The sequence below is a fragment of the Niastella sp. genome, assembly GCF_045805085.1.
In the GTDB taxonomy this organism is placed as follows: domain Bacteria; phylum Bacteroidota; class Bacteroidia; order Chitinophagales; family Chitinophagaceae; genus Niastella.
Genome location: NZ_JBJMLX010000184.1, coordinates 15,141 through 36,916 on the forward strand (window position 1 = coordinate 15,141; position 21,776 = coordinate 36,916).

At 44.0% G+C, this 21,776-nt stretch carries 21 protein-coding genes; 7 read left to right on the forward strand and 14 right to left on the reverse strand.

Annotation, left to right across the window (positions count from 1 at the left end):
- The 3 genes from ACJ751_RS09340 (at position 1) to ACJ751_RS09350 (ending at position 2,673) form a co-directional block, all read left to right on the forward strand.
- Positions 1-765 (forward strand): DNA polymerase beta superfamily protein, encoded by a 765-nt coding sequence (locus ACJ751_RS09340; RefSeq protein ID WP_407745219.1) that lies wholly within the window; start codon positions 1-3, stop codon positions 763-765.
- Positions 752-1,810 (forward strand): DNA polymerase beta superfamily protein, encoded by a 1,059-nt coding sequence (locus ACJ751_RS09345; RefSeq protein ID WP_407745220.1) that lies wholly within the window; start codon positions 752-754, stop codon positions 1,808-1,810. Before ACJ751_RS09340 ends, ACJ751_RS09345 begins: the two co-directional genes overlap by 14 nt.
- Before the next feature lie 185 nt (positions 1,811-1,995).
- Entirely contained in the window at positions 1,996-2,673 is a 678-nt protein-coding gene (locus tag ACJ751_RS09350; RefSeq protein ID WP_407745221.1) for a TIGR02117 family protein, read from the forward strand.
- Between the two features lie 16 nt (positions 2,674-2,689).
- Here ACJ751_RS09350 and ACJ751_RS09355 read toward each other — a convergent pair whose 3' ends face one another.
- From ACJ751_RS09355 to ACJ751_RS09375, 5 genes are all read right to left on the reverse strand, one after another.
- On the reverse strand, positions 2,690-3,187 hold the full coding sequence (locus ACJ751_RS09355; RefSeq protein ID WP_407745222.1) for a CAP domain-containing protein: 498 nt from the start codon (positions 3,185-3,187) through the stop codon (positions 2,690-2,692).
- Positions 3,188-3,353: 166 nt separating this feature from the next.
- Positions 3,354-4,550, reverse strand: coding sequence for an MFS transporter (locus tag ACJ751_RS09360; RefSeq protein ID WP_407745223.1), 1,197 nt, complete (start codon positions 4,548-4,550; stop codon positions 3,354-3,356).
- Between the two features lie 127 nt (positions 4,551-4,677).
- The gene (locus ACJ751_RS09365) at positions 4,678-5,616 is read right to left on the reverse strand and encodes a helix-turn-helix domain-containing protein (RefSeq protein ID WP_407745224.1); all 939 of its coding nucleotides are present in this window, start codon (positions 5,614-5,616) and stop codon (positions 4,678-4,680) included.
- 97 nt (positions 5,617-5,713) lie between these two features.
- On the reverse strand, positions 5,714-6,430 hold the full coding sequence (locus tag ACJ751_RS09370; RefSeq protein WP_407745225.1) for a S41 family peptidase: 717 nt from the start codon (positions 6,428-6,430) through the stop codon (positions 5,714-5,716).
- 26 nt (positions 6,431-6,456) lie between these two features.
- Positions 6,457-7,617 carry a DUF1624 domain-containing protein gene (locus ACJ751_RS09375; protein ID WP_407745226.1) on the reverse strand — a complete coding sequence of 387 codons (1,161 nt, stop codon included), beginning with the start codon at positions 7,615-7,617 and terminating at the stop codon, positions 6,457-6,459.
- A gap of 189 nt (positions 7,618-7,806) precedes the next feature.
- On the opposite strand from ACJ751_RS09375, the gene ACJ751_RS09380 reads away from it, so the two are divergent.
- Both ACJ751_RS09380 and ACJ751_RS09385 read left to right on the forward strand, forming a co-directional pair.
- Positions 7,807-8,841 (forward strand): sensor histidine kinase, encoded by a 1,035-nt coding sequence (locus ACJ751_RS09380; RefSeq protein ID WP_407745227.1) that lies wholly within the window; start codon positions 7,807-7,809, stop codon positions 8,839-8,841.
- Positions 8,838-9,542 (forward strand): LytR/AlgR family response regulator transcription factor, encoded by a 705-nt coding sequence (locus tag ACJ751_RS09385; RefSeq protein ID WP_407745228.1) that lies wholly within the window; start codon positions 8,838-8,840, stop codon positions 9,540-9,542. The genes ACJ751_RS09380 and ACJ751_RS09385 overlap by 4 nt, the downstream gene beginning before the upstream one ends.
- On the opposite strand, the gene ACJ751_RS09390 is transcribed toward ACJ751_RS09385, so the two are convergent.
- A complete protein-coding gene (locus ACJ751_RS09390; protein WP_407745229.1) occupies positions 9,537-9,971 on the reverse strand; it encodes a hypothetical protein in 435 nt (144 codons plus the stop codon). The two genes, ACJ751_RS09385 and ACJ751_RS09390, sit on opposite strands and share 6 nt — an antisense overlap.
- A gap of 183 nt (positions 9,972-10,154) precedes the next feature.
- On the opposite strand from ACJ751_RS09390, the gene ACJ751_RS09395 reads away from it, so the two are divergent.
- Both ACJ751_RS09395 and ACJ751_RS09400 read left to right on the forward strand, forming a co-directional pair.
- Positions 10,155-10,847, forward strand: a complete 693-nt coding sequence (locus ACJ751_RS09395) for a Crp/Fnr family transcriptional regulator (protein ID WP_407745230.1) — start codon at positions 10,155-10,157, stop codon at positions 10,845-10,847.
- Positions 10,848-12,749: a chloride channel protein gene (locus tag ACJ751_RS09400; protein WP_407745231.1), complete on the forward strand. Its 1,902-nt coding sequence runs from the start codon at positions 10,848-10,850 to the stop codon at positions 12,747-12,749.
- A gap of 74 nt (positions 12,750-12,823) precedes the next feature.
- Here ACJ751_RS09400 and ACJ751_RS09405 read toward each other — a convergent pair whose 3' ends face one another.
- The 8 genes from ACJ751_RS09405 to ACJ751_RS09440 all read right to left on the reverse strand — a co-directional run bounded on the left by ACJ751_RS09405 (position 12,824) and on the right by ACJ751_RS09440 (position 21,759).
- Complete coding sequence (locus ACJ751_RS09405) at positions 12,824-14,359, reverse strand: BACON domain-containing protein (RefSeq protein ID WP_407745232.1); 1,536 nt, start codon at positions 14,357-14,359, stop codon at positions 12,824-12,826.
- A 290-nt stretch (positions 14,360-14,649) separates the two neighbouring features.
- Entirely contained in the window at positions 14,650-16,335 is a 1,686-nt protein-coding gene (locus tag ACJ751_RS09410; RefSeq protein WP_407745233.1) for a glycoside hydrolase family 28 protein, read from the reverse strand.
- Positions 16,336-16,488: 153 nt separating this feature from the next.
- Positions 16,489-16,866 carry a SnoaL-like domain-containing protein gene (locus tag ACJ751_RS09415; RefSeq protein WP_407745234.1) on the reverse strand — a complete coding sequence of 126 codons (378 nt, stop codon included), beginning with the start codon at positions 16,864-16,866 and terminating at the stop codon, positions 16,489-16,491.
- A gap of 162 nt (positions 16,867-17,028) precedes the next feature.
- Positions 17,029-17,670, reverse strand: a complete 642-nt coding sequence (locus tag ACJ751_RS09420) for a DUF6266 family protein (protein WP_407745235.1) — start codon at positions 17,668-17,670, stop codon at positions 17,029-17,031.
- Positions 17,671-17,992: 322 nt separating this feature from the next.
- Positions 17,993-19,522, reverse strand: a complete 1,530-nt coding sequence (locus tag ACJ751_RS09425; protein ID WP_407745236.1) for an FAD-dependent monooxygenase — start codon at positions 19,520-19,522, stop codon at positions 17,993-17,995.
- 40 nt (positions 19,523-19,562) lie between these two features.
- The gene (locus ACJ751_RS09430) at positions 19,563-20,375 is read right to left on the reverse strand and encodes a DUF6597 domain-containing transcriptional factor (RefSeq protein WP_407745237.1); all 813 of its coding nucleotides are present in this window, start codon (positions 20,373-20,375) and stop codon (positions 19,563-19,565) included.
- 25 nt (positions 20,376-20,400) lie between these two features.
- On the reverse strand, positions 20,401-20,955 hold the full coding sequence (locus tag ACJ751_RS09435) for a hypothetical protein (protein WP_407745238.1): 555 nt from the start codon (positions 20,953-20,955) through the stop codon (positions 20,401-20,403).
- A gap of 60 nt (positions 20,956-21,015) precedes the next feature.
- The gene (locus ACJ751_RS09440; RefSeq protein ID WP_407745239.1) at positions 21,016-21,759 is read right to left on the reverse strand and encodes an isocitrate lyase/phosphoenolpyruvate mutase family protein; all 744 of its coding nucleotides are present in this window, start codon (positions 21,757-21,759) and stop codon (positions 21,016-21,018) included.
- Positions 21,760-21,776 lie beyond the last annotated feature (17 nt).

Sequence of the window (21,776 nt, forward strand, 5' to 3'; positions counted from 1 at the left end):
ATGCAACAACTGATCATAGATAAACTGGCAGCAGTAGAAAAGGAGCACGGCATCCGCATCCTGTATGCCTGCGAATCAGGCAGCCGGGGTTGGGAATTCCCTTCGCCGGACAGTGATTATGATGTTCGGTTCATTTACGTGCGCCCTTACAGATACTACCTGTCGGTAATGGACAGAGAATACGATCTCAACTTCGCCATCAGTGGCGATCTGGATATGTATGGCTGGGATCTTCGCAAGGTGTTGCAACTGATGCGAAAATCAAACACTACACCGTTTGAATGGTTGCAGTCGCCCATTGTATACGGGCAGTTGCCAGGTTTCAGAGATGAATTGTGGTCATTGTGTCAATCTTATTTTGGCCAGATTTCCAATATTCATCATTACCTTGGTATTGCCCGGGGAGCCATGGAGTCAATTGACAATGGGAACGAAATAAAGATCAAGAAGCTGTTCTATATACTTCGCCCGCTGCTGGCAGCCAAATGGTGCCTTGAAAAACAATCCATTGCACCCATGACCATCGGTCCGTTAATGACATTGCTGCCCGACGGTATAAAAAAGCAGGTGCACGATCTGATCGGGTTAAAAGCCACTGCACCGGAAGGTTTTATCATAACCATCAGCGATGAGCTGAGATCATACATCGATCAGGAATTTGCCCGCATCAGCGAAGCAAGTACGCATTTAAAAAGAGATCAGTTTACTGCTGATGCACTGGATGCATTTTTTGTAAATACTATTACCCGGTATGACCATCAATGACATAAAAGAAAAGGGACTGCTGCTTTTTGAATGCATCAGCGGCAGCAAAGCATATGGATTAAACACCGCTCAGTCTGATACAGATCTGAGGGGTGTTTACTATTTGCCTAAAGCGCAGTTTTATGGTCTGGAATATATTCCGCAGATCAGCAATGAAACCAGTGACGAAGTGTATTATGAGCTGGGCCGTTTTGTTGAACTACTGATCCGTAACAACCCTAATATTCTGGAACTGTTGGCATCGCCTGAAGATTGTATTTTGTATAAACACCCCATCATGAACAGGTTGAGTCTCGATCTGTTCCTGTCTAAATTGTGCAGGGAAACTTTTGCCGGTTATGCGCTTACACAAATAAAAAAAGCGAGAGGCTATAAAAAGAAGATCGTAAACCCGGTTGACCCGGTACGTAAAACGGTGCCTGATTTTTGTTTCATCCTGGAAGGATATCAATCCATTCCATTACGGGAATGGCTGGCAAAAAATAATTATTTACAGGAACATTGCGGGCTCACCAGCATACCGCACTCAAAAGGACTGTATGCCTTATTTTATGATGCCGCTAACCAGCACCGGTACAGAGGCGTTATAAGTACTGAATTGGCCAATGATGTCTCCTTATCATCAATCCCTAAAGGCGAAAAAGAAAGCGCTTACCTGTTTTTCAACCTGGAAAGCTATTCTTCATATTGTAAAGAATACCGCGAATACCGGGAATGGCTAGAAAAGCGAAATGAAACCCGTTACCAGGATAATGCAGCGCATGGTAAGGGTTATGATGCCAAGAACATGATGCACACCATCCGGTTGTTGCAGGTGGCCGAAGAGATCTTACGCGAAGGAAAGCTCACTATAAAACGATTGAACCGGGAGGAACTGTTATCCATAAAGACCGGTCAATATCAATATGATGACCTGCTGGTAATGGCCGATTCGTTGATGCAACGTATAGGAACAGCGTATGAAGAAAGCCCTTTACCAGCCATGCCTGATAAAGACAGGATTGAAAGCTTATTAGTACAAATGCGGGAAGAATTATACGGGTAACTTTATACCGTTAATGTACGGGAAGAATTATACGGGTAACTATTTACCGTTCATGTAAATGGGTATCGGCACTTGATAACTATCTGTTAAATCTATCCGCTTTACTAAGATCCATACAGGTTATTTAATCAAAAAATAGGTTACTTTCATGCGGTTCGCGGAATTAAGATGAGATCAATAACCACATGAGACTATTTTTCAAATACACGGGTTATACCCTTTTAACCATTGTCCTGCTTCTTCTCCTGTATTTGGGTAGTGCCTGGGCATTATCGCATGTAACCGTAAAAGCTGAAGCCAATAACGTTCACCAGGTTCCTGTATACATAAAAACAAGCCCTGTACATACCGATCTGATACTTCCCGTTAAAACAGAGCTGAAAGACTGGAGCCAAAGTATACTGTATACCAATACCCGCACCTGCGATACAGCATTCAACTACATTTCCTTTGGCTGGGGTGATAAAGGCTTTTACCTGGAAACGCCTACCTGGGCCGATCTGAAAGCAAGCACCGCCTTTAAAGCAGCCTTCTGGTTAAGCACTTCCGCCGTACATACCAACTATCTTAAAAAAGTAAAAGAAGGAAAGAACTGTGTAAAGGTGGAACTCTCCAATGAGCAATACCAGCGGTTAATCACGTTCATTCAAAACAGTTTGCAAACAACTGCTGCCGGTCAGCCCATAGCTATCTCAACAGCCAAACCTTATGGCGATCACGACGCCTTTTATGAAGCAAAAGGCAGATACAGTTTATTTCATACCTGTAATACCTGGGCTAACAATGCATTAAAATCATGCGGCCAAAAAGCCTGCTGGTGGACGCCCTTCGCAAACGGAATTCAATATCAGTACGAGCAATAGCCTGCTTTTTCTTTAACTAGTTCATGGCAAAGATCTGCGTGAAATATAAAATGCCTCTTTTATCGGCCGCAATACCAATACCGGTTATTTTGTAGCGACCCTCTATATTTTCTCTATGCACAGCGCTTCTTAACCAGTTATCTACCACTTCTTTGGCAGAAGTGCTACCCATGGAAACATTCTCGCCTATTTCTGAAATGCCACTTATGGCAGAAGAGATCCTGTTTGAACGGCCGTCGAAACCATTATGTCCGAAGGAAGTACGGCGCGACGCCATATTTTGACTATGCTTTAAGGCTTCCGCACTCATTACATTATTCATTACTAGAGGAGATAAACCTTTTTTACGGCGGTGCTCGTTAACATTTTTAAGCACATCATTCGCCATGCCCGAATAATCTGTTGAAAGGGTGACCACCGCAGACACCCGTTTTTCAGGAACCCGAATGGCCGGATTTGCTTCTACAATAACACTGGACGAAAAAACAAGGGACAGGAAAAATACATACTTCATACTACTGGGGTTGATGGTTGGGTCAGCTGCGAATTTCGTACCACAAAAAGATAAAAAAAATTAAATATTTAACCCTGTTAAAAACAACAAACCCCGACGGTACCATCGGGGTTTTGTTGTCCTAAACAAACAATATATATACTCGCTTACATCTCAAATCTCATCTTTACGCTGCAGCAGTTGCCGGACTGCGTTGTGCGTTTTCACTTGATGCCGGTCTTTCGTTTACTATCCATTTCGTTCTTATAATGGTGAACAAAACTCCAACTACCAATACGCCATAACCAATGCCCAGTACTGTTTGGTTGGTTATACTTAAAAAATTTACCAGTAATGAACTTAAGATCGAAGTCACTACAGAGAATCCGCCGCCTACCAAACCAGCTGCTTTACCTGCATATTGCGGAAAACGGATCAAACAGTACGACATCAGGTTATTAAAAATAAATCCACCTGTACTATGCACCAGGAAAACGTACAGCAACAGCGTAGGTAAATTCTGATAAAAAGTGGTCAGGGTAATCAGCACCGCTAATGCTGCCAGTTGCACAATAGAAGCAAACATCAGTTTCTTCACAAAAGGTTTTGCGATCAGCAGTCTCGACAAAGTACCGCCCACCATTACTGAAACACCTGAAAACAGGGCACAGTAACCGGTTACATGTGGATTAAAATGTAAACGTTGTTCTATCAAGAACGGACTGGCCATACCATACAACAGGATCATCGCATAGGCAAGCCCAAGAATTATCATCCCGGCGGTAAAGTCAGGCGTTTTTATCATCTTGCCATAAGTACCAAGAATGGTACGAACACTGAATGGCTGTGCCTGTTTTTGCGATTCTCCACCTATGAGCACTTCAATTAAAAAGAAACCTAAACTAAATATGCCCAGGAAGATAAAGTTGGAAGTCCAGCCCCAGGTTGTTTGAAAAAAGCCACCCAGGAAGGGCGCCACAATTGGTCCTATTGCCCAGATAACAGAAAACAAACTGGTGTATTTCTTCAATTCTTCTCCTTTATATACATCCACAAAAAACGATCGTTTGGCCACGACAATTACGGCTACCGTAAAGCCCTGAACGATCCGCATGGCATATATCACATTAATATTTTGTGCAAAAGCTATAGCGAAGCTGGCGGCGCTGAATGCCAGCATGGAGAGCATGGTTGGCCAGTAACGACCATAGCTGTCGAGCAAGCCGCCAACTATCAGCTGGGAAATCCCATAACTAATGATAAACAAAGAAAGGGTTAATTGAATAGCTGCAGGCGTTGTGTGTAACTGCAGCGCCATATCCGGCAGCGATGGTATATAAACATCCATAGCAAAGCCGGAAAGCGGGATCAGGCCTAATGCCATATAGGTGTTTGAACGTATCCTCGATTGTGTAATGCTCCTCATGGTTGATATCTTTTAATTGACGATGTAAAATTAATCAACCGGAACACAAACACGATTATACCATTCAAAGGGATGATTATACAAATCAAAGGGCCAGGGCTACCGCCATATTGGTCTGCCGGAACTCCATAGGCGTCACCGTAGTAAATTGCTTGAAGTATTTGTTAAAATGAGAAGGATACTCAAACCCAAGCGCATAGCCAATTTCAGCCACATTCCAGCTGGTATTGCGTAACAAGGCCTTGGCCTCGGCAACAATGCGTTCGTGAATAATAACCCGGGTCGATTTTCCCGTATTCTTTTTAATAACACTATTTAAATGGTTCACATGCACGTGCAACTGGTCGGCAAAATGCGCAGGTGTTAATAATTTTAACGAATTCTCAGGTGAATCAACCGGGAATTGCTGATTCAAAAGGGAAAAGAATGAATTCACCAGGCGGTCGCGAACAACACCATTTTGTAAAACCTGTTGCTGTTGCAACCGTATTCCTTCATGGATCAGTAACTGCAGAATGTTGCGGATCATATCCCATTTAAACACGTAATCCGATTCCTGCAATCGTTTCATTTCCGCAAAGTAGCCATTCATCCTGTCTAATTCCTCTTCAGTAAGCGTTATAACCGGGAACAGGGAGGCATTAAACAACGGGCTTGCATACTGCACATCAGGCGACATTTGCCCCTCTATAAATTGTTTATTGAAGATGCAGTTATAGCGGCTCATTTTTGTGATCTCAACGGAAGCAGGTACAGATGGATGGGTAAAAATGATACAGGGCTGGCTCAACTGTATTTCCCGGTCGTCATATACCAGTGTACCGCTGCCCCGGCCCGAACCTGTACATATACATATTTTTAAATAATCCCGCCGGTTAAAAGGAGTTTTCCCGCAACAAACGGTCGTAAGCCGCACATTGAAATGACCCGATTCACTCGTAATGGGTAAATGATCTTTTGTGATGGCATGCCCCGTTCTGGCATAATAATCCAACAGGCTCTCGGTGGGAATTTTCTTATCCATTGTATTACAATTGAAATACGATCAATTAAGCACTTATACAAATCAAAGGTAATAACAAATGGTCAGACGGAATTGTTAAGGCGCCCCGGCCTGATTCTTACTGTAATCTCCGGGCATAAGAAATTGCCTTTTCCAATATAGCATCCCTTCCCTGTAATATATAATCCCGGCGGGCTGGTACATCCAGGTCGAGTTTGATACCATTTCCCTCACGAAAGCTTCCCTGTGCACCTACCACGCCTACACCCGTATAACTTACTTCCAGGGCGCCCGGTAAAGTAAGCCAGGTGATATTGCCGGTAGTGCCTGCTGTTTGCCTGCCTATTGTATAGGAGTTTGCACGTTGCTTTAACGCCATCGCTACCGATTCGCTTAGGCTTTGGGTTTGCTCATCAACCAAAATTATCAGCGGCCCATTATAGATCAGGGATTCTTTGCCTTCCGGCATAAACTCAAATGAACCCTTTACAAATGCGCCCGGATAATAATCCCATGCATTTCTTTCCCCGGTAAATGTTGTTTTTACCGGAAAGAGAAATTTATACAACGCCGCACTAACATTATAATTGGGATAACCGCGCATTTCCCAGATCACCGCCCGGGCGTTACGGATATCGCTGAATAGTTGCCGCAGCGTATCTGCATTTTTAATACGACAAAACCGCACGTACCAGGTACCTTTTTCCAGTTCCTGCCACAGGGGTTTTGAAGACCTGGGTATTTTGCCGTCGCCCTCCCAATTGTGCAGCGTGACTGTTCTTGTAATTAATTCACCTTTTCTTTTGAGACCAACCTGACATGTCAGCCTTAACAACCAAAGAACAGGATTGGTTAAAAAAATTATAGTAATCGCACCCACATTTTTCCTTTATTTCTTTCTTTGTATCGCCCATACCATTTACACAGCGGATACATGGCTATAACAATAGCCATCCACACTAAGTAAATGGCCCATAGCGGTAATCCGCTGCCTGATTTTGGTCTCCCAAAATTAAAACCAAAAACCAGATCAGCGCTTGTAAAGCCCTGTAGAAATACCATTATAAAAACAAGCGGATGAATAAGGTACCAGTGCAGCACAAAATAAAGCAGCGGCACTTTGCCATATACGCAAACTAATTCTGTCCATTTATTTTTTATGCCGGCAATGGCCGCCGCTATTAGGAACAGGAGACCCAAAAACAACAGACCGAACTGAAGTGAAGGCGGATACTTGGTTACATTTATAAAAGAGAGAAAGGTAAACAAGCCATTCTTTTGTTGCGACCAGGGTGCAGGGTCACCATATACATTGATGAACCGGAGTAGTATAAACAATCCAATGGCGGCCAAACCGGTCTTTAAAAACAACGACCGCTGTTGCTGCGTTTCCAGTTCAAAAAAGCGGCCGCCTGCAAACCCCAAAAGCATTATTCCCAGCCAGGGGATCGGTGGATAACCGATGATAAACGTTCTGCCATTGCCCAATGGGTAGGAGGCAGGCGAAAACAACGGCATCAACAGTTGTTTAAATAATCCATTTTCATCGCCGGGCACCAATGGCGCCAGGTTATGCAGGAACAGGATGCATAACCCCATAACCGCAATTGTTTTGGGTGAGCACTTAAGCAGCAGAGCCAGCACAATAAACCCAAGACCAATGGTAGCAATTACATTGAAGAAGAGTACGGCAAAATGAATATCGAACCATACACCAAACCCCACCAGTGTAAACTCCAGCACAATCAACCATAAACCTCTCGTCAATAAAAATCGTTTTGAAGCATGCAGATCGTTTGTACGCTTCATGGAGAGAAAAGCAGATACGCCGGAAAGAAAAACAAATGTGGGGGCGCACAAATGGGTGACCCAACGGGTAAAAAACAACACTGGTGTAGTGGTGTTTAAATCAGTGGGTTGCTGGGTGATAGCGGTTGTATGCAACAGGTCTCTCACATGGTCCAATGTCATAATGACCATTACAATTCCCCTGAGCACATCGATGCTATATACTCTTTTCATGGATGGTTGTTTATAACTTGTACCCCAAATTTATTTTTAATACCCAACACTTGTATCACCCTCCCGGTGAACGCCCGATTAATTCGCCGTCGGTAGTTGGTCTGAAATTTCCGGAGTTGGTCGAAAATGCACCACCCCAGACAGTGCTTAAATCCTAAGTTTGTTAACTAAAAGTGAGGGAACCAGGCAATGCAAAAACCAAACAGGGGAATTATTTTCAATCTGATCTTCTGGCTGCTGTACTTTTTATACGAGTGGTTCGGGTTGGCTGCCCTGTCGGGAGACTATCGACTCTATTTTGTAAATGCCTGCATGGCGCTACCCTTATCGTTTATCATCTCCTACCTAACAGTTCATGTTTTTATAAAGAAATTTTATAATAAAGGCGAGCGGCTAAAATTCTGGTTCTTTCAAATAACCGTGACATTGATCCTGTTGCTGATCAGGAGGAACATAAACTATTATATAATTTATCCGGAGTTTTACCCGGCAGCGCAAAAAATACCTTTGCTCTCATTCGGCAAGTTGATTGTTGAGCTGGTGAACCTGTACCTGATCGCAGGCGTGTATGCCCTGTTTTACTTTGTACAGGCGTGGTACGAAGAAAAGCAGAGAGCCCAAAGCCTGTTACAACAGAAAACAATGGCCGAACTGGAATTGTTAAAATCGCAGGTGCAACCGCATTTCATTTTTAATGCCCTGAACAATATTTATTCAACCGCTTTAAAAACAAGTCCGGAAACAGCGAAACTGGTGGCACATTTATCAAGCTTTTTGAATTATAACCTGTATGAGGCCAAACAGCCATTCGTTCTACTCACTTCCGAGCTCGCTTATTTAAAGCACTACATTGAATTACAGAAGAACAGGTATGGGAGTAAGCTGGATGCAGCAGTAAACATATATGGCGAAATAAACGAACTTTATATTGCCCCGCTGTTGCTATTACCGCTGGTTGAAAACTGTTTCAAACATGGCATCGCCAATTCAATCAGCCCCGGCTGGATAAGGATAGATGTTGTAAGACAGGAAGATCAGTTCTCTATAAAAATTGAAAACAGCGTTGAGGGAAAGATTGAACCAGGCGATCCTAAAAACGACGGCATTGGAATAAAAAATGTACAGCAACGCTTACAATTAATTTATCCGGATACGCATGAATGGAAGATGGTGGAAGGCCTGCACTCGTACCTGGTGATCATAAAAATAATGGTCAGTAAATGATAAAATGTATTGTTATAGATGATGAACAGCCGGCCAGGGAGTTGATAGCGATGCATCTTGCCAACCTACCCGATTTTGAGCTGCTGGCCTCATTTGACAATGCATTGGATGGCTTCAACTTTTTACAAAAGAATACCGTTGACTTGATTTTTCTGGATATTCAAATGCCCAGGGTCTCGGGGTTGGAACTGATCAGGTCATTAAAGGTTTGTCCGAAGATCATACTCACCACTGCCTACCGGGAATACGCGGTGGAAGCGTTTGAACTGGATGTTATGGATTATCTTTTAAAACCTATTACCCAGGAACGGTTTATGAAATCCATTTCCAGGTTCCATTTCTATAATAATGTGCCCGTAGAAAAACCCGGCATTCCCGACAGCTTTGAAACAGCCTATATTTTTCTGAAAATAGGGAAAGGACAGACAAAAATTTTCCTAAAAGACATTCTATACATCGAGGGACTTAAAGATTTTATAAAAGTTCACACCCCGCAAAAAGTATTTGTTGCATCCGAAAGGCTTAGCTATATGGAGGATAAACTGCCCGAGAACAAATTCGCGCGTGTGCATAAATCCTTTATCGTAGCACTGGAAAAAATAAAAAGTGTGCAAACAGAACAGGTATTGATAGGAGACGTATCAATACCTGTTGGGAGAGTGTATAAAAATGAGTTCCTGAAAAAAGTCCCGTTTTTATAATACATGCTCTTCAAAACGCTTGCTGTGAAACATCACAGGAATACCAACAGAAGCTGCAAGGCTCCATATAATTATCATGGCAATAAACAGGTGATGGAACTGTACATTCGCTACCTGATCATCTGTGCGTTGAATACCGGAGGTTTTAATAATACCAATAATAGTGATCAAGACAAACACCCCTATATAGATCATTTCACCGCTCCGCTTCAGGTATTTAATGAACCAGTAATAAATGACCCCAATTAACATAAACGCAATATTTACTCCGAAGATGAGCGACGAAACATTAATCAGATTGAACAACTGGTAACTGGTTTCATCCCTGAAAATAACGTTGTAAATGATGCAGATAAAGGTGGCGGAAATGCCTGCAAACACACCGGTTAACAGGGCTTTTGAGAAAGTAGTCAGATATGAAGAATTCATAACCTTATGTTTATTAATAAAAAATGAAGTCTCAGGCTGCAAAAACAGGTCGTTCTGAAGGGAGAGTAAAACATTGCCCTCGCAATGTTTTGATACACAAAATTAGTTCTTTTTAACAAATAACATTTCCAAAGCAATATTTTTAATATTTCATTCTATACAAATAATCCTTAATTTTGCGCCATGCCTGACAATTCATGCGACCTGACCAGTTGCTTTTTATGTAAGCATTGTTTATCAGATTGGAAAGAGCTTATCGCGATCAAAAAGAAGACGTTACAGTTGAAAAAAGGCACCATTATCTTCAAAGAAGGCAACCCGGTTGAGGGCATTTATTTTATAACCTCAGGCTCGGTAAAAGTGCATAAACAATGGGGTGACCAACGGGAACTGATTGTTCGCTTTGCCAAAGCGGGTGATGTTTTGGGACATCGCGGTTTTGGCGCCACCCAGGTATTTCCTGTTTCCGCTACCTGCCTGGAAGACTCAAAAGTTTGTTATATTCCCTACAACTTTCTGCAAGCCACTCTACAAACCAATCCTGTATTTACATATCGCTTATTGCAGGTGTATGCTATTGAATTGCAAAATGCGGAGAAACGCATGCGCGACCTTGCCTTAATGGAAGTAAAAAGTAGAATCGCCCAGGCATTGCTGGAAATAGCCAGTCTGTTTGGAACCGACACGGAACAATACATCAGCATACCTATCAGCCGGCAGGATATTGCCTCCTATGCAGGCACCACTTATGAGACGGTTTTTAAATTATTTACCAATCTCGTGGCCGAAGACATCATTACTTCAACTGGTAAGCGAATAAAAATAAATAATACGATTGCCTTGCAAAAACTGGTAAACGAACCTAACATCGAATAAATGGATCATACAGCTAAACATTCACACAATCGTATCCCCATCTCTGTATCGCTCGACGAAACAATGAGCCTTAATGACATGAACCAGGCGCAGGCAGGTAATAAAAAAAGACTTGCCATGCTATCAGGGTTCGCTGTAGCAGTGGCCATTTGCATCAGCTTTATTGCAAAGGGACTGGTATACCTCATTAACCTCTTCACCAATCTTGCATTTAATCATACCTGGTCGGTGGCGCCCGGCAATCCCGGCGGCCATCATTATGGCCTGTTCGTGATCATTGTTCCGGCCATTGGTGGATTGATCGTAGGATTGATGGCTTTATACGGCTCAAAAGCTATACGCGGACATGGTATTCCCGAAGCCATGGAGCAGATCCTGACCAACAACAGTAAGATAAGACCCAGCATAACCTATTTGAAACCGCTTTCCTCGGCCATTTCCATTGGTACCGGTGGCCCATTTGGTGCAGAAGGCCCGATCATTGCAACAGGAGGGGCCCTGGGTTCCACCATCGGACAACTCTTCCGCATAAGCGCTTATGAAAGAAAGATCCTGCTTACAGCCGGTGCTACAGCTGGTATGTCGGCCATATTCGGCAGCCCGGTAGCCGCCATCTTTCTCGCCATTGAATTATTACTGTTTGAATTTTCACCCCGTTCAATAATACCTGTAGCATTAGCCTGTATTACCGGTGCAGCCGGCCATCATTTGCTGTTTGAAGCCGGACCTGTTTTTCCATCACCTGTAATGGAATCACCTTCCAATATGGCGCTGATTACCTACAGTATAATAGGTATTGCTATCGGATTGCTGGCTGCCGGCGTAACCAAAATAGTATATCTTATTGAAGATGCTTTTGAAAAGCTGCCTGTCCATTGGGCCTGGTGGCCGGCCATCGGCGGTTTGGCAGTAGGTTTAGTAGGCTATTTTGCACCATATACACTGGGTGTTGGGTATGAGAATATCACGCACGTATTATCCGGGCAAATGACCTTACAACTGATCGTATCGCTGGCGGTTATGAAATTTATTTCCTGGGCCATTGCATTGGGCAGTGGAACCTCGGGGGGTACACTGGCGCCTTTATTAACTATTGGGGGCGCCACCGGAGCCGCCTTGGGCATTGCCGCCATGGCCATCTTTCCACAGGCAGGCATCAACGTTTCAATGGCCGCATTAATTGGGATGTCGGCCATGTTTGCAGGCGCCTCACGGGCTTTGCTTACCTCTATCATTTTCGCCATTGAAACCACGGGGCAGGAAAATGCTTTACTTCCCTTGCTGGCCGGTTGTATTGCTGCCTATATTGTGTCGTACTTCCTGATGGAAAATACCATCATGACTGAAAAGATCGCCCGCCGCGGCGTTAAAACACCAGATATTTATCAGCCCGATGTACTGGAAAAGATCACTGTAGAACAGGTATTGTCAGATGCTACTGTAATAAATGGAGATACCAGTGTGAAAGAAGTAAGGATTTTTTTAGAACAGCAGAAAGATCAACAAAGAAATTATTATATCGTGGTGAACAATGAAGGCATCTTCAAAGGCATCGTAAGCGCTTCCAATTTGTTCAGCATGCATCATGAGATAACGCAACCCATTCAAACGCTCATTAAAAGAAAGGCCACGGTGATCTCACCGCGCAATACTTTAAAAACAGCGGTGCAGTTAATGGCTTCGGAAAATGTGGATGTGTTGCCGGTGGTTGACCGCACCAATAATAGTGTGCTGGGTGTATTGTCGTACAAAGATATTCTGTCGGGCTACCGGCAAATGGCCGAAGAAGGCCAGGGCACCATCGCTATCTCTCTAAGAAGAAGAACCTTAAAAATGCTGGTGCATGGTAAAAAAGGTTTTGCCGTGCTGAAGCCCACGCCTAAAAAAGAGGCAGATGTATAAAGGCGTTTCTCGTCAATAGCCATAAAAAGTCCTCCCTACATATGGGGAGGACTTTTTTATAAATGAACTATTGTTTAGTAATCTTTAAGTTTCAACAGCCATCCATCTCCTGTATCAACTCCCCCAACACTTTCGTTATAACCGGTAACATAAAAGCTGCCATCAGTATTCAACAACAGGCTGGTTGCTTCTTCATATCTTGTTCCACCAAATGTTTTACTCCATAGGATCTTACCGCTGGTGTTCAGTTTAAGCACCCACAGATCGTTCGATCCCTGTGTTGCGCCAACATCGCCATCTTTTGAATCTGTATCGCATGCTATTAAGTAACCGCCATCAGGAGTAGCTTTTACCACGCAATCCTCCTCTGTACCGGTTCCGCCAAGCAATGTGTTCCATTCCATATCGCCATTCGCATTCACTTTCACTACCCACAGATCGGCCTTTCCATGGTTGGCGCCTGTTACATCACCAGACTGGCTACTGCTGCTTGAACCTGTAATAATGGCGCCGCCATCGGCCGTAATTGCTAACTCAAAAGGAGTGTCATATTGACTACCGCCATAGGCCTTCGCCCATACCTTATCGCCATTCGCATTTAATTTTAAGATCCAATAATCCATATATCCATGAGTGGCGCCTACATCACCGGAATTATTGCTCGATGTAGAGGCTGCTATCATCATGGATCCATCGGGATAAACAGTAACTGCATCTGCTCTATCATAGCTTGACCCTCCATATGTTTTTTGCCAGGCTATGTCTCCATTATTGTTAAATTTCACCACCATCACATCTTCATTATGTACAGAAGTGGAATAGCCACCAACCACAACAAACCCGCCATCCGCGGTAGCGACTATATCTTCGGCATAATCATCATAAGTGCTACCTATTGATTTTGTCCAGGCAGTATCACCATTGCTTTTCAATTTTATGATCCACCAATCGCCGTAACCAAACGCGTTATCGGTATAAGCGGCAATTGCAAAACCACCGTCTGCAGTAGCAATAGCCCTTGAGGCTCCATCATAGTTTGCGCCGCCCATAACACGGGTCCACACCGTATCGCGGTTGCTGTTTAACCTGATCATCCAGACGTCGCGATCACCATGATTGGCGCCCACATCGCCGCTTTTATTGCTGCTGGTTATACCGGCCAAAAATAAGCCGCCATCCGGAGTAGATACTACATCAGAAATAAAGTCCTCACCTGATCCGCCAAATGTTTTTTGCGATAACAATTGTACATTATACGGTTTTTGTTCTACAGTCGCCTGCGCCTGTAAATTGATCCCCGAATTAACAGGTACAGCGGTAACAACAGCAGAACGCGCCGCCGCATTCTGGTTTTCTTTAATTACCGTAACATGAATGGTATCGTTACCATGACCTGTTGTTTTGCTCAATTGCAACCAATCAGTTCCAGCGGCTACAGATACCTGCCAGTCGAGATTTGATTCTACGATCAGATCTGCCGAAGCGCCCGGAACAGGTGGTAAGGAAAGGGTACCTACATTAAAATTCAGAAAAGAGGGTGCATCACTGTCCTTTTTATGACAGGACATAATTACCAGACCCATGCTCAACATGAGAAAAAATTGCTTCATAAGAGACGAATAAAAATTAAGGATTTAATTATTGCTAAAATGTGTATACGCACAAGATTTATCAGCCATGGAGATTATTTGTATTGGTATAACTTTCATAGGATATAATTAAGCGGCCGAAAAATAGAAAAAAAATTATATAAGCCAGATGCCATTTAGTAAGTGTGCAGTTTTGGGCCATATGCGTGCAGTTTTACCCCAAAAGCGTGCAGGGCCTGTATAAATAAAAAAGCCCTCCCGATGCATCGGGAGGGCCAGTAATGTTATAACAACAATTAATATTTCTCTTTTTATCCCATCGCCACCGCATCTTTTCCGGCTCCTTTATCAAGCACCAGAGGTTTTAATGCTTTTCGGGTATCCCCACCATTTACAACTATGCCTTCGCTGGCGCCGCCTTCTACCTGTAAAAATACAGCAGCATTGCTTAACACCCGGGAAGCGGCGATCAATACATCTTTTGAGTTTATGATCCTGATGAGTTCCGAGTCGGCGCTTCCCTGTGCGCTTAAGCCCATTACGGAAGCATCCTGCACATTGTCGAATATGACAGCCGGGCGGGCATCGGGCTTTTCATAATCAAAGCGCACGTTATTCAGCGTAAGATTTTTTACATTACGGGCATACATACCATATGCCGGCGGACCAAACGGCGCTGTTCCCCACACGCCGAAATATTCAGCGGCCACCTGGGGCACTTCCCGTTTTAACGCCTGCTCTTTTGTTCCGCCACCGGCGTACGTAACATGTACATCGGTAAAGCTGATATTCTCAAGGAATGCCTTACCAACACCATTCAATGTTATGCAGGAATTGATCTCACCATCGAACACCTTTACGCCAAAAGCAATATCAGGGTGATCAACCGGTTTCTCCACTACGGTTGCCCGGATGCCATTGAATGAAATATTGCGCACAAAGGAAGGCGTATCACCAGTATCATTTCCTCCATTATTTTTGCCGGTAAAGGCAATACCAATGGGCCCTGTTACATTGCGCATAATGATGTTCGAGAAACTAAGGTTCTCCACCCGGGCATTCCCTGAACTGATCTTTACCGGACAGCCATATGTTTCATAGATCAAACAATTACTCACTACAATGTTTTGCGCTTCGCCACTGCCAAAACGGAATATTGACCAGCGCGTACTAAAACTGCAGTTGGTTATAGTAACAAACTGGTTGCTGCCAAAAAGGGCGCAGGCATCGTCCTGGCATTGGATATCGCAATTGGTGATATGCACGTATTGACTGTCGTTAAAATGAAAGCCATCATTATTCCTGTTTACACGGTTGTATATTCTGATACCCTGTAGCTGCACCTGTTTACAATGCAGAATGCGAAAACAATGGTAGGCGCTGCGCGTAAGAAAAACATCCCTTACCAGGAAGTTGGTGCATTCATAGAACACGATCAAATGCGGGCGATCGAAATTGCCGCCCACTCCATGTTGACCCGGACCTGTATTATCACCTTTCCCATTATAGAACGCCTGGCCATTTCCATCGATGGTACCTCTTCCTTCAATGGTAATGTTTACTGCATTTACCGCATAAACGAAAACGATATTCCCGTTTCCTGATGGTACTCCTTTGCCCGCCACATAATCTTCGCGACGGGTACTGCCCAACAATCGCCCCTGTGCCGACAGGTGCAAGGTTACATTCGACTTCAGCTCTACCGTGCCGCAAATAAAATCGCCTGCCGGTATCAGCACCGTACCGCCATTTTCTTTATTGCAGGTATCAATAGCAGCCTGTATGGCTTTTGTATTAAGCGTTTTTCCATCGCCTTTGGCGCCAAAATCGCACACATTGAAAATACGGGCGCCAGGTACATTGTCACTGGTGTATTGGGTAGGTGCAGGAGCTGCCTGTACAGCTATGGCAGGTAAAGCAGCACCGGCAACGGCCAGTGCCGGAAGCTTCAGGTATTCCAACCACTGGCGGCGCGAGATCGAATCGTTATTATGCATGATAATCTGGCAATTTGTATTACCCGAAATTACAATGCAGCACTCTATATTCAAATGGAAAGAATGGCTATTGACTAACCTATTTTGGCCGGCTAGCAATTAAGAAAACCCGCTGGTTACAGCGGGTACCTTATAATTTAAAACATAATATTCTTAATAAAAGAATTGCTCTGATATTATCTGGCCGTCCTTTACTTCATACAGCATGATCTCGTTTAATTGAATTCTGCCATGTGGCTGCACCGTTACTTCCATTTCCCTTACCACGGCAAAATGGTTGCCGGTAACAATCGGTTCACTGGTATAGGCCCTGTGCAGGTCTGTTATCCGGCTTACAAATTCCTCTCCTTTCCGGCGAACGGCATCTTTGCCCTCAGCATAGCCCATATAGGGAGATTGCGGCGGATCTATGCTTTTTACATTGTCTGCAAAAAACTCCTCCTGGATCTGGAACCATTTTTCCTGTTGAGCCAGCTCATTAAATCGGGCGGCTACTTCCTGCGTGGTCAATATAGCTTGTTGGGTTGTCATTGTTTTAATTTTTAGTGGTGTTATAACAAAGGTATTGTCTAATTATAGCTTTCACAGGGTCCTAATTGGACATTATAGAGGGCAGATCTGGACAAAATAAAAATGGCGCCTGGTGGAACGCCATTTAGATGGAAAGATATCTTTAAGCAATGCGCTGTCTTCTCACTCAGGATTATTGCTAACAGTGCCCAGGTAAACACTATCAGACTGCCGGCTTCTATCTGCAGCAACAAAAGCCACATAGATGTGGTAGATCATTTCAAATGAAGATGGAAAAAGATTAAGGGTGTCGCGCCCGGCATTTCGGAACTGACCGGTGATGTTCCATTCAGCCACGCCATGCTCTATATCATAGGCCAGGATCATGATCTGGTCATAGGCATCGTCATCCATTTTCGGAACATCCCAAGTTATTTGCAATTCGTCAGGTGCTGATTTAATTGCAGTAATGTTAGCAGGTAAGTGAAGGTCGCCATAACTTACTTTCGCCCGTGATGGATTAATAGCCATTGCTTCTCCCTCGCCTTCAAACGCATTTTTCAACAACCAGGATTTTGCAGCGATAAAGCCTTCCACTTTTTCACTGTAGCCTTTAAAGCCAGCCCGCACAAAATCTGTAACAGGCTTCAACCACCGGTGCGCCATGGCAAACTTGTTACGGTTCTGCTGTTCTTTTTCATGCGGCGGAATAGTGCGTTTGTCGGGCAATGATTTCATATAGGGAACACCCTTCCAGGATGACCCTATTACTGTACCTACTTTACCCTTGAATGGACCATTGATCCCATTAGTATATCTGGCCATAATAAATGATTTAGTAACCCTTATTATTAACCGAATATAGCCTCTTTATATTTAAATGCAAAATAATATTTAACACAATGTACACTAAACACATATCAAGCGCAGGCAATTACTGGGGTTCGTCTGGGTTTTCTCTGGGCTTGGTCTGGGCTTGGTCTGGGTTAGAGTAGAAGATGCACATATAGAGGTTCAAATTTGTACCTCATAGGGTAAACCTGTTTATTCAAATTAACCGCATAAAAAACCCGCATACAATCAATTTTATGCGGGTTGCTGTAATATGAATAAACATTCAGGAGAAATAGTATAGCATCAGAGCCAACTATGAGATGCGTTCAAACCAGCGATCAGCCGCCAGTTGTAGCTCATTATAATCCGGATCGTTGTCGGCAGCCCAGGCGATAATTCCATCGGGGCGGATCAGCAAAGCACTTACCCCTAACCGGTCTTTTGCATTACAGGAAACATACCTAATCTGATCTCCATATGCGCTCGCCAATTTTTTAAGTGACACATTTCCATCAAAATCCAGCAGAACTCCCTGGCTATTATGCATGAGCTCTCCAATCTTCACACCATCTTCGAACTCAAAATTGGGAACGCTGCGACCAGCGAGCCGGTGGTTGCTATCAAGATTATACTGCATGTTGATACCCCATACTCGTGCTGCCATATAGGTGGCGCCATCGCGCGTATTTATAAGGTCGCGGAGAACTGCATACAGTGCACGTGCAGCTGGGTTTGGTTGCATGATGGCCACCTGGGCGCGCGACCAATCCAGCACCTGTGCACCGATTGGGTATCGTTCAGCATAATAACTATCCAGCAAACCTTCCGGCGCTTTTTCCTGAATAGTTGCGGCGAGTTTCCAGCCAAGGTTCATGGCATCGCCCAATCCAAGGTTCAAGCCCTGGCCACCCAACGGTGCATGAATATGCGCGGCATCGCCGGCCAACAGTATTCGTCCGTTTCGGTAGGAGGTGGCCTGTCGGGCACGGTCAGTCCAGGTGGTTGCAGTATGCAGGGCTGTGATGGTAACGTCCGTATTCGAAATGCGGCGTAGTACTTCCTGCACATGTTCAAGCGTAAGCGGCTTTTCTGAATTATGAAATGCGCCGCCATCAAAATCCTGAATAAGTATGTAACCCGGCTGCGATTGCACGTACATGCCTGTTGGGGTAACGTTTCGGCCTGGACTAAGTTTTTCCGGATCGGAAATATCAGCCAGGACAGTGTAGCCTGTAAATTCCGGTTCCGTACCGGCAAATTCAAAACCGCCCATCTTGCGAACAACACTACGGCTTCCATCACAGCCCACAAGCCATTTACTATGGAAAGATTGTTCACCTGAATGAACAGTTACGCCGTCCCCGGTTTGCTGAAAGCCGGTAATAGCAAGCCCACGTTTGATTGTTACACCCAGGGATTCTGCGCGGCGCGCAAACACAGTTTCAAGCTCCTGCATTTCAGAGATCAAACTGGTATCGGTTGAACCAGGCAGGCGATACTCCCATTGTGAAGCATCAATATCACCCTCATGAAATGGGATACCGGCAAAATGCCCTACCTGACGACGGGGACCTTGTTTGGCATTTTGATGGGGATTTTTAAGACGCTTGTACAGCTCCAATTCGTTTAACATTCTTCGCCGGTAAAGCGCTTCAATGGTAAGCGAAGAAAGCCCGCGGATGCCGAAAGGAAGTTGCTTCAGCGGCGAATGCGGATCGGCAGCCTTTTCCAATATTAAAACGGAACATTTGGCCAGGGCCAGTTCACAGGCGAGGAACAGCCCTACAGGGCCAGCACCGGAGATGATCACATCGTGTATAGGATGATCTTGTGTAGTTTTCATATAGAATGATTGATACACAAAATTGAGGAATGCGTTCGCGTCAGGCTTGTATAAACGCGACAAAATCGTTGCCAACCTGTTTTTCTTTCTTTACTTTTCGTGCAAATGCGGCAGGAGTAGTGCCGGTGTAGCGTTTGAATTCTTTGCCCAGGTGAGATTGATCTGTATAGCCCAGTTCATGAGCCAGGCCGGCCAGGTTGGAATCCGGATTCATCCATAACTGGTTCCGTACCTGCTGAAAACGCATCACGCTTGACACGTCTTTAACGGTGTAACCGGCAGCTTGCTTGAATTTCCTTTCGAGGGTACGCACAGTTGCATGCGCCGCCGCCGATACCTGATTTACCGGTATGGAGCCATTTGCCTCCCGCATGGCAATGCCTGCTTTGAACAGCATACTGTCAGTAGGGATTTTCGCCTTTGCATTCAGGAAATATTGATTTACGGCTTCCACCGCTTCTTCTATTTTACCAGCCTGGATCCATTTATTCAATAGAGGTTGAAGCCGGGCGACAGGATGTTCAAAAGTGCGTATACCGTCTTTACCAGATGGGAGCCCGAGCAAATCGAACACCGTCCAGGGATAACACCTGATGCCAATGACCTCTAACCGATCTCTTGTGTAAAAAATAGCCGGCTGATCGAGCAGGCCGGTCAGAAATGGTGATGGCAATGACTGCAATCCTTTACTGGTAGAAATGCTAACGGTGTTTCCAAAATAAAAAATAATTTCAGCATAGCCATCAGGCAGAACCTCAAAACCTGTTTGTTGTTCCCCAAGGTCCCTCCGGTCGTACCAAAAGCACTCTATGATATCCTGCAGCGCTGAAGGCGGATCAAATTCCTGGTGCATTGTTGAAAGATAGGATGTTTTTAATTCAACCCAATTTCTTTACCTCTTCCCGAATGTAACTATCTTCAAAAGCAGACCGGGCTGAAAATTCAATCCCTTTCTCGCGCCAGCTTTGAATGATCTTAACTAAGACATCGTAATGTTTAAATGTACCCAGGTAAAAGATCAAATCATATTTAACGCCGCGATAAACGAATGCAATTGTATTTTTATCACCATATTCCGTGACATATGCCTTTCGACCCATAAGGCCCGTAGTATGGTGTTTAAAGGTGTCGAAAGCAAAAATGTATATATCCAGTTTTTCCACTTCCCGGATCGGCATTCGCAATGTTCCCCAGATCAATTCATCAGGAGTAATTTCCAGCTTTCGGTCATCAACGGAACGAAGCGAGAAGATCGACTTTGGCCGCAGTACCGCATACACTGCAAAAAAGATCAGCATGGCGATCCCGAAAAGATTCACAAGCGGACTGAGTACGGATGAATAGTAAAAAAACAATACGGTTGCCAGCACCATAAGCACTAACATCCACGGTGCGGAACGTTTGTATTTATAGACTGTAGTGGTCAATTTCATTGGCATCAAGATCGCTACATTATCTTAAAATACAAAATCCGCAGAATAGCAATCTTTCTTTTAGAATAAAGGAGCAAATGACTGTTCCTCTTTTATTTCCCTGATAACCTTTTCCAACTGTTTATACGTTGCATTATATAAAAAAACCGCCATACTGATCCGCTTTACGCCGCAGTCGGCCAGGGTCTTTACAGTCGAAAGCTTAGGCGTTCCAACAATATTTACCGGAAGAGAAACAGCTGCAGTGATCTCTTTAATTATCCGGGTATCCTGAACACCGGTAACAAATAATCCGTCTGCGCCTGCCTCTTTATACAACTTTGCTCTTTCCAGGGTTCTTTCAAGCGGTGAATCTATTTTTTGCAAGAAACCATCAGTTCGTGCATTGATAAACAATTGCTGATTGGTTTTCACCAAATAGTTTTTAATATTGCTTAATTTTTTCAGATATATTTCTTCCCCCTGCGCGTCTTCTAAATTTATACCCACTACACCAACATCAATCAAATGTTGAATGTTTTCGTTTAGTGCGGCCAGGTCATTCGTGTACCCTCTTTCAAAATCAACTGAGAGCGGAATATTTGTACATGAACTTATTCTTTTCACTACATACAACAATTCATTAAATGGAACTTTTTCTCCATCCTCATATCCTAATGAATTTGCAATGGCGCCGCTTGAGGTGGCGATAGCTTGATATCCATTATCTTCAATGAGTTTAGCACTTTTCACATTCCAGGCGTTTGCAATTATAAATGGTGCTGACTGGAGATGTAACTGAAAGAATGTTTCGTAGTTATTCATATTTGTCTGATTAGTTA

Excerpts from the sequence above, each read along its gene's own strand:
- ACJ751_RS09340 (WP_407745219.1), top strand. The coding sequence starts at position 1 with ATGCAACAACTGATCATAGATAAACTGGCAGCAGTAGAAAAGGAGCAC.
- ACJ751_RS09345 (WP_407745220.1), top strand. The coding sequence starts at position 752 with ATGACCATCAATGACATAAAAGAAAAGGGACTGCTGCTTTTTGAATGC.
- ACJ751_RS09350 (WP_407745221.1), top strand. The coding sequence starts at position 1,996 with ATGAGACTATTTTTCAAATACACGGGTTATACCCTTTTAACCATTGTC.
- ACJ751_RS09355 (WP_407745222.1), bottom strand. The coding sequence starts at position 3,187 with ATGAAGTATGTATTTTTCCTGTCCCTTGTTTTTTCGTCCAGTGTTATT.
- ACJ751_RS09360 (WP_407745223.1), bottom strand. The coding sequence starts at position 4,550 with ATGGCATTAGGCCTGATCCCGCTTTCCGGCTTTGCTATGGATGTTTAT.
- ACJ751_RS09365 (WP_407745224.1), bottom strand. The coding sequence starts at position 5,616 with ATGGATAAGAAAATTCCCACCGAGAGCCTGTTGGATTATTATGCCAGA.
- ACJ751_RS09375 (WP_407745226.1), bottom strand. The coding sequence starts at position 7,617 with ATGAAAAGAGTATATAGCATCGATGTGCTCAGGGGAATTGTAATGGTC.
- ACJ751_RS09380 (WP_407745227.1), top strand. The coding sequence starts at position 7,807 with ATGCAAAAACCAAACAGGGGAATTATTTTCAATCTGATCTTCTGGCTG.
- ACJ751_RS09385 (WP_407745228.1), top strand. The coding sequence starts at position 8,838 with ATGATAAAATGTATTGTTATAGATGATGAACAGCCGGCCAGGGAGTTG.
- ACJ751_RS09390 (WP_407745229.1), bottom strand. The coding sequence starts at position 9,971 with ATGAATTCTTCATATCTGACTACTTTCTCAAAAGCCCTGTTAACCGGT.
- ACJ751_RS09395 (WP_407745230.1), top strand. The coding sequence starts at position 10,155 with ATGCCTGACAATTCATGCGACCTGACCAGTTGCTTTTTATGTAAGCAT.
- ACJ751_RS09400 (WP_407745231.1), top strand. The coding sequence starts at position 10,848 with ATGGATCATACAGCTAAACATTCACACAATCGTATCCCCATCTCTGTA.
- ACJ751_RS09405 (WP_407745232.1), bottom strand. The coding sequence starts at position 14,359 with ATGAAGCAATTTTTTCTCATGTTGAGCATGGGTCTGGTAATTATGTCC.
- ACJ751_RS09410 (WP_407745233.1), bottom strand. The coding sequence starts at position 16,335 with ATGCATAATAACGATTCGATCTCGCGCCGCCAGTGGTTGGAATACCTG.
- ACJ751_RS09415 (WP_407745234.1), bottom strand. The coding sequence starts at position 16,866 with ATGACAACCCAACAAGCTATATTGACCACGCAGGAAGTAGCCGCCCGA.
- ACJ751_RS09420 (WP_407745235.1), bottom strand. The coding sequence starts at position 17,670 with ATGGCCAGATATACTAATGGGATCAATGGTCCATTCAAGGGTAAAGTA.
- ACJ751_RS09425 (WP_407745236.1), bottom strand. The coding sequence starts at position 19,522 with ATGAAAACTACACAAGATCATCCTATACACGATGTGATCATCTCCGGT.
- ACJ751_RS09430 (WP_407745237.1), bottom strand. The coding sequence starts at position 20,375 with ATGCACCAGGAATTTGATCCGCCTTCAGCGCTGCAGGATATCATAGAG.
- ACJ751_RS09435 (WP_407745238.1), bottom strand. The coding sequence starts at position 20,955 with ATGAAATTGACCACTACAGTCTATAAATACAAACGTTCCGCACCGTGG.
- ACJ751_RS09440 (WP_407745239.1), bottom strand. The coding sequence starts at position 21,759 with ATGAATAACTACGAAACATTCTTTCAGTTACATCTCCAGTCAGCACCA.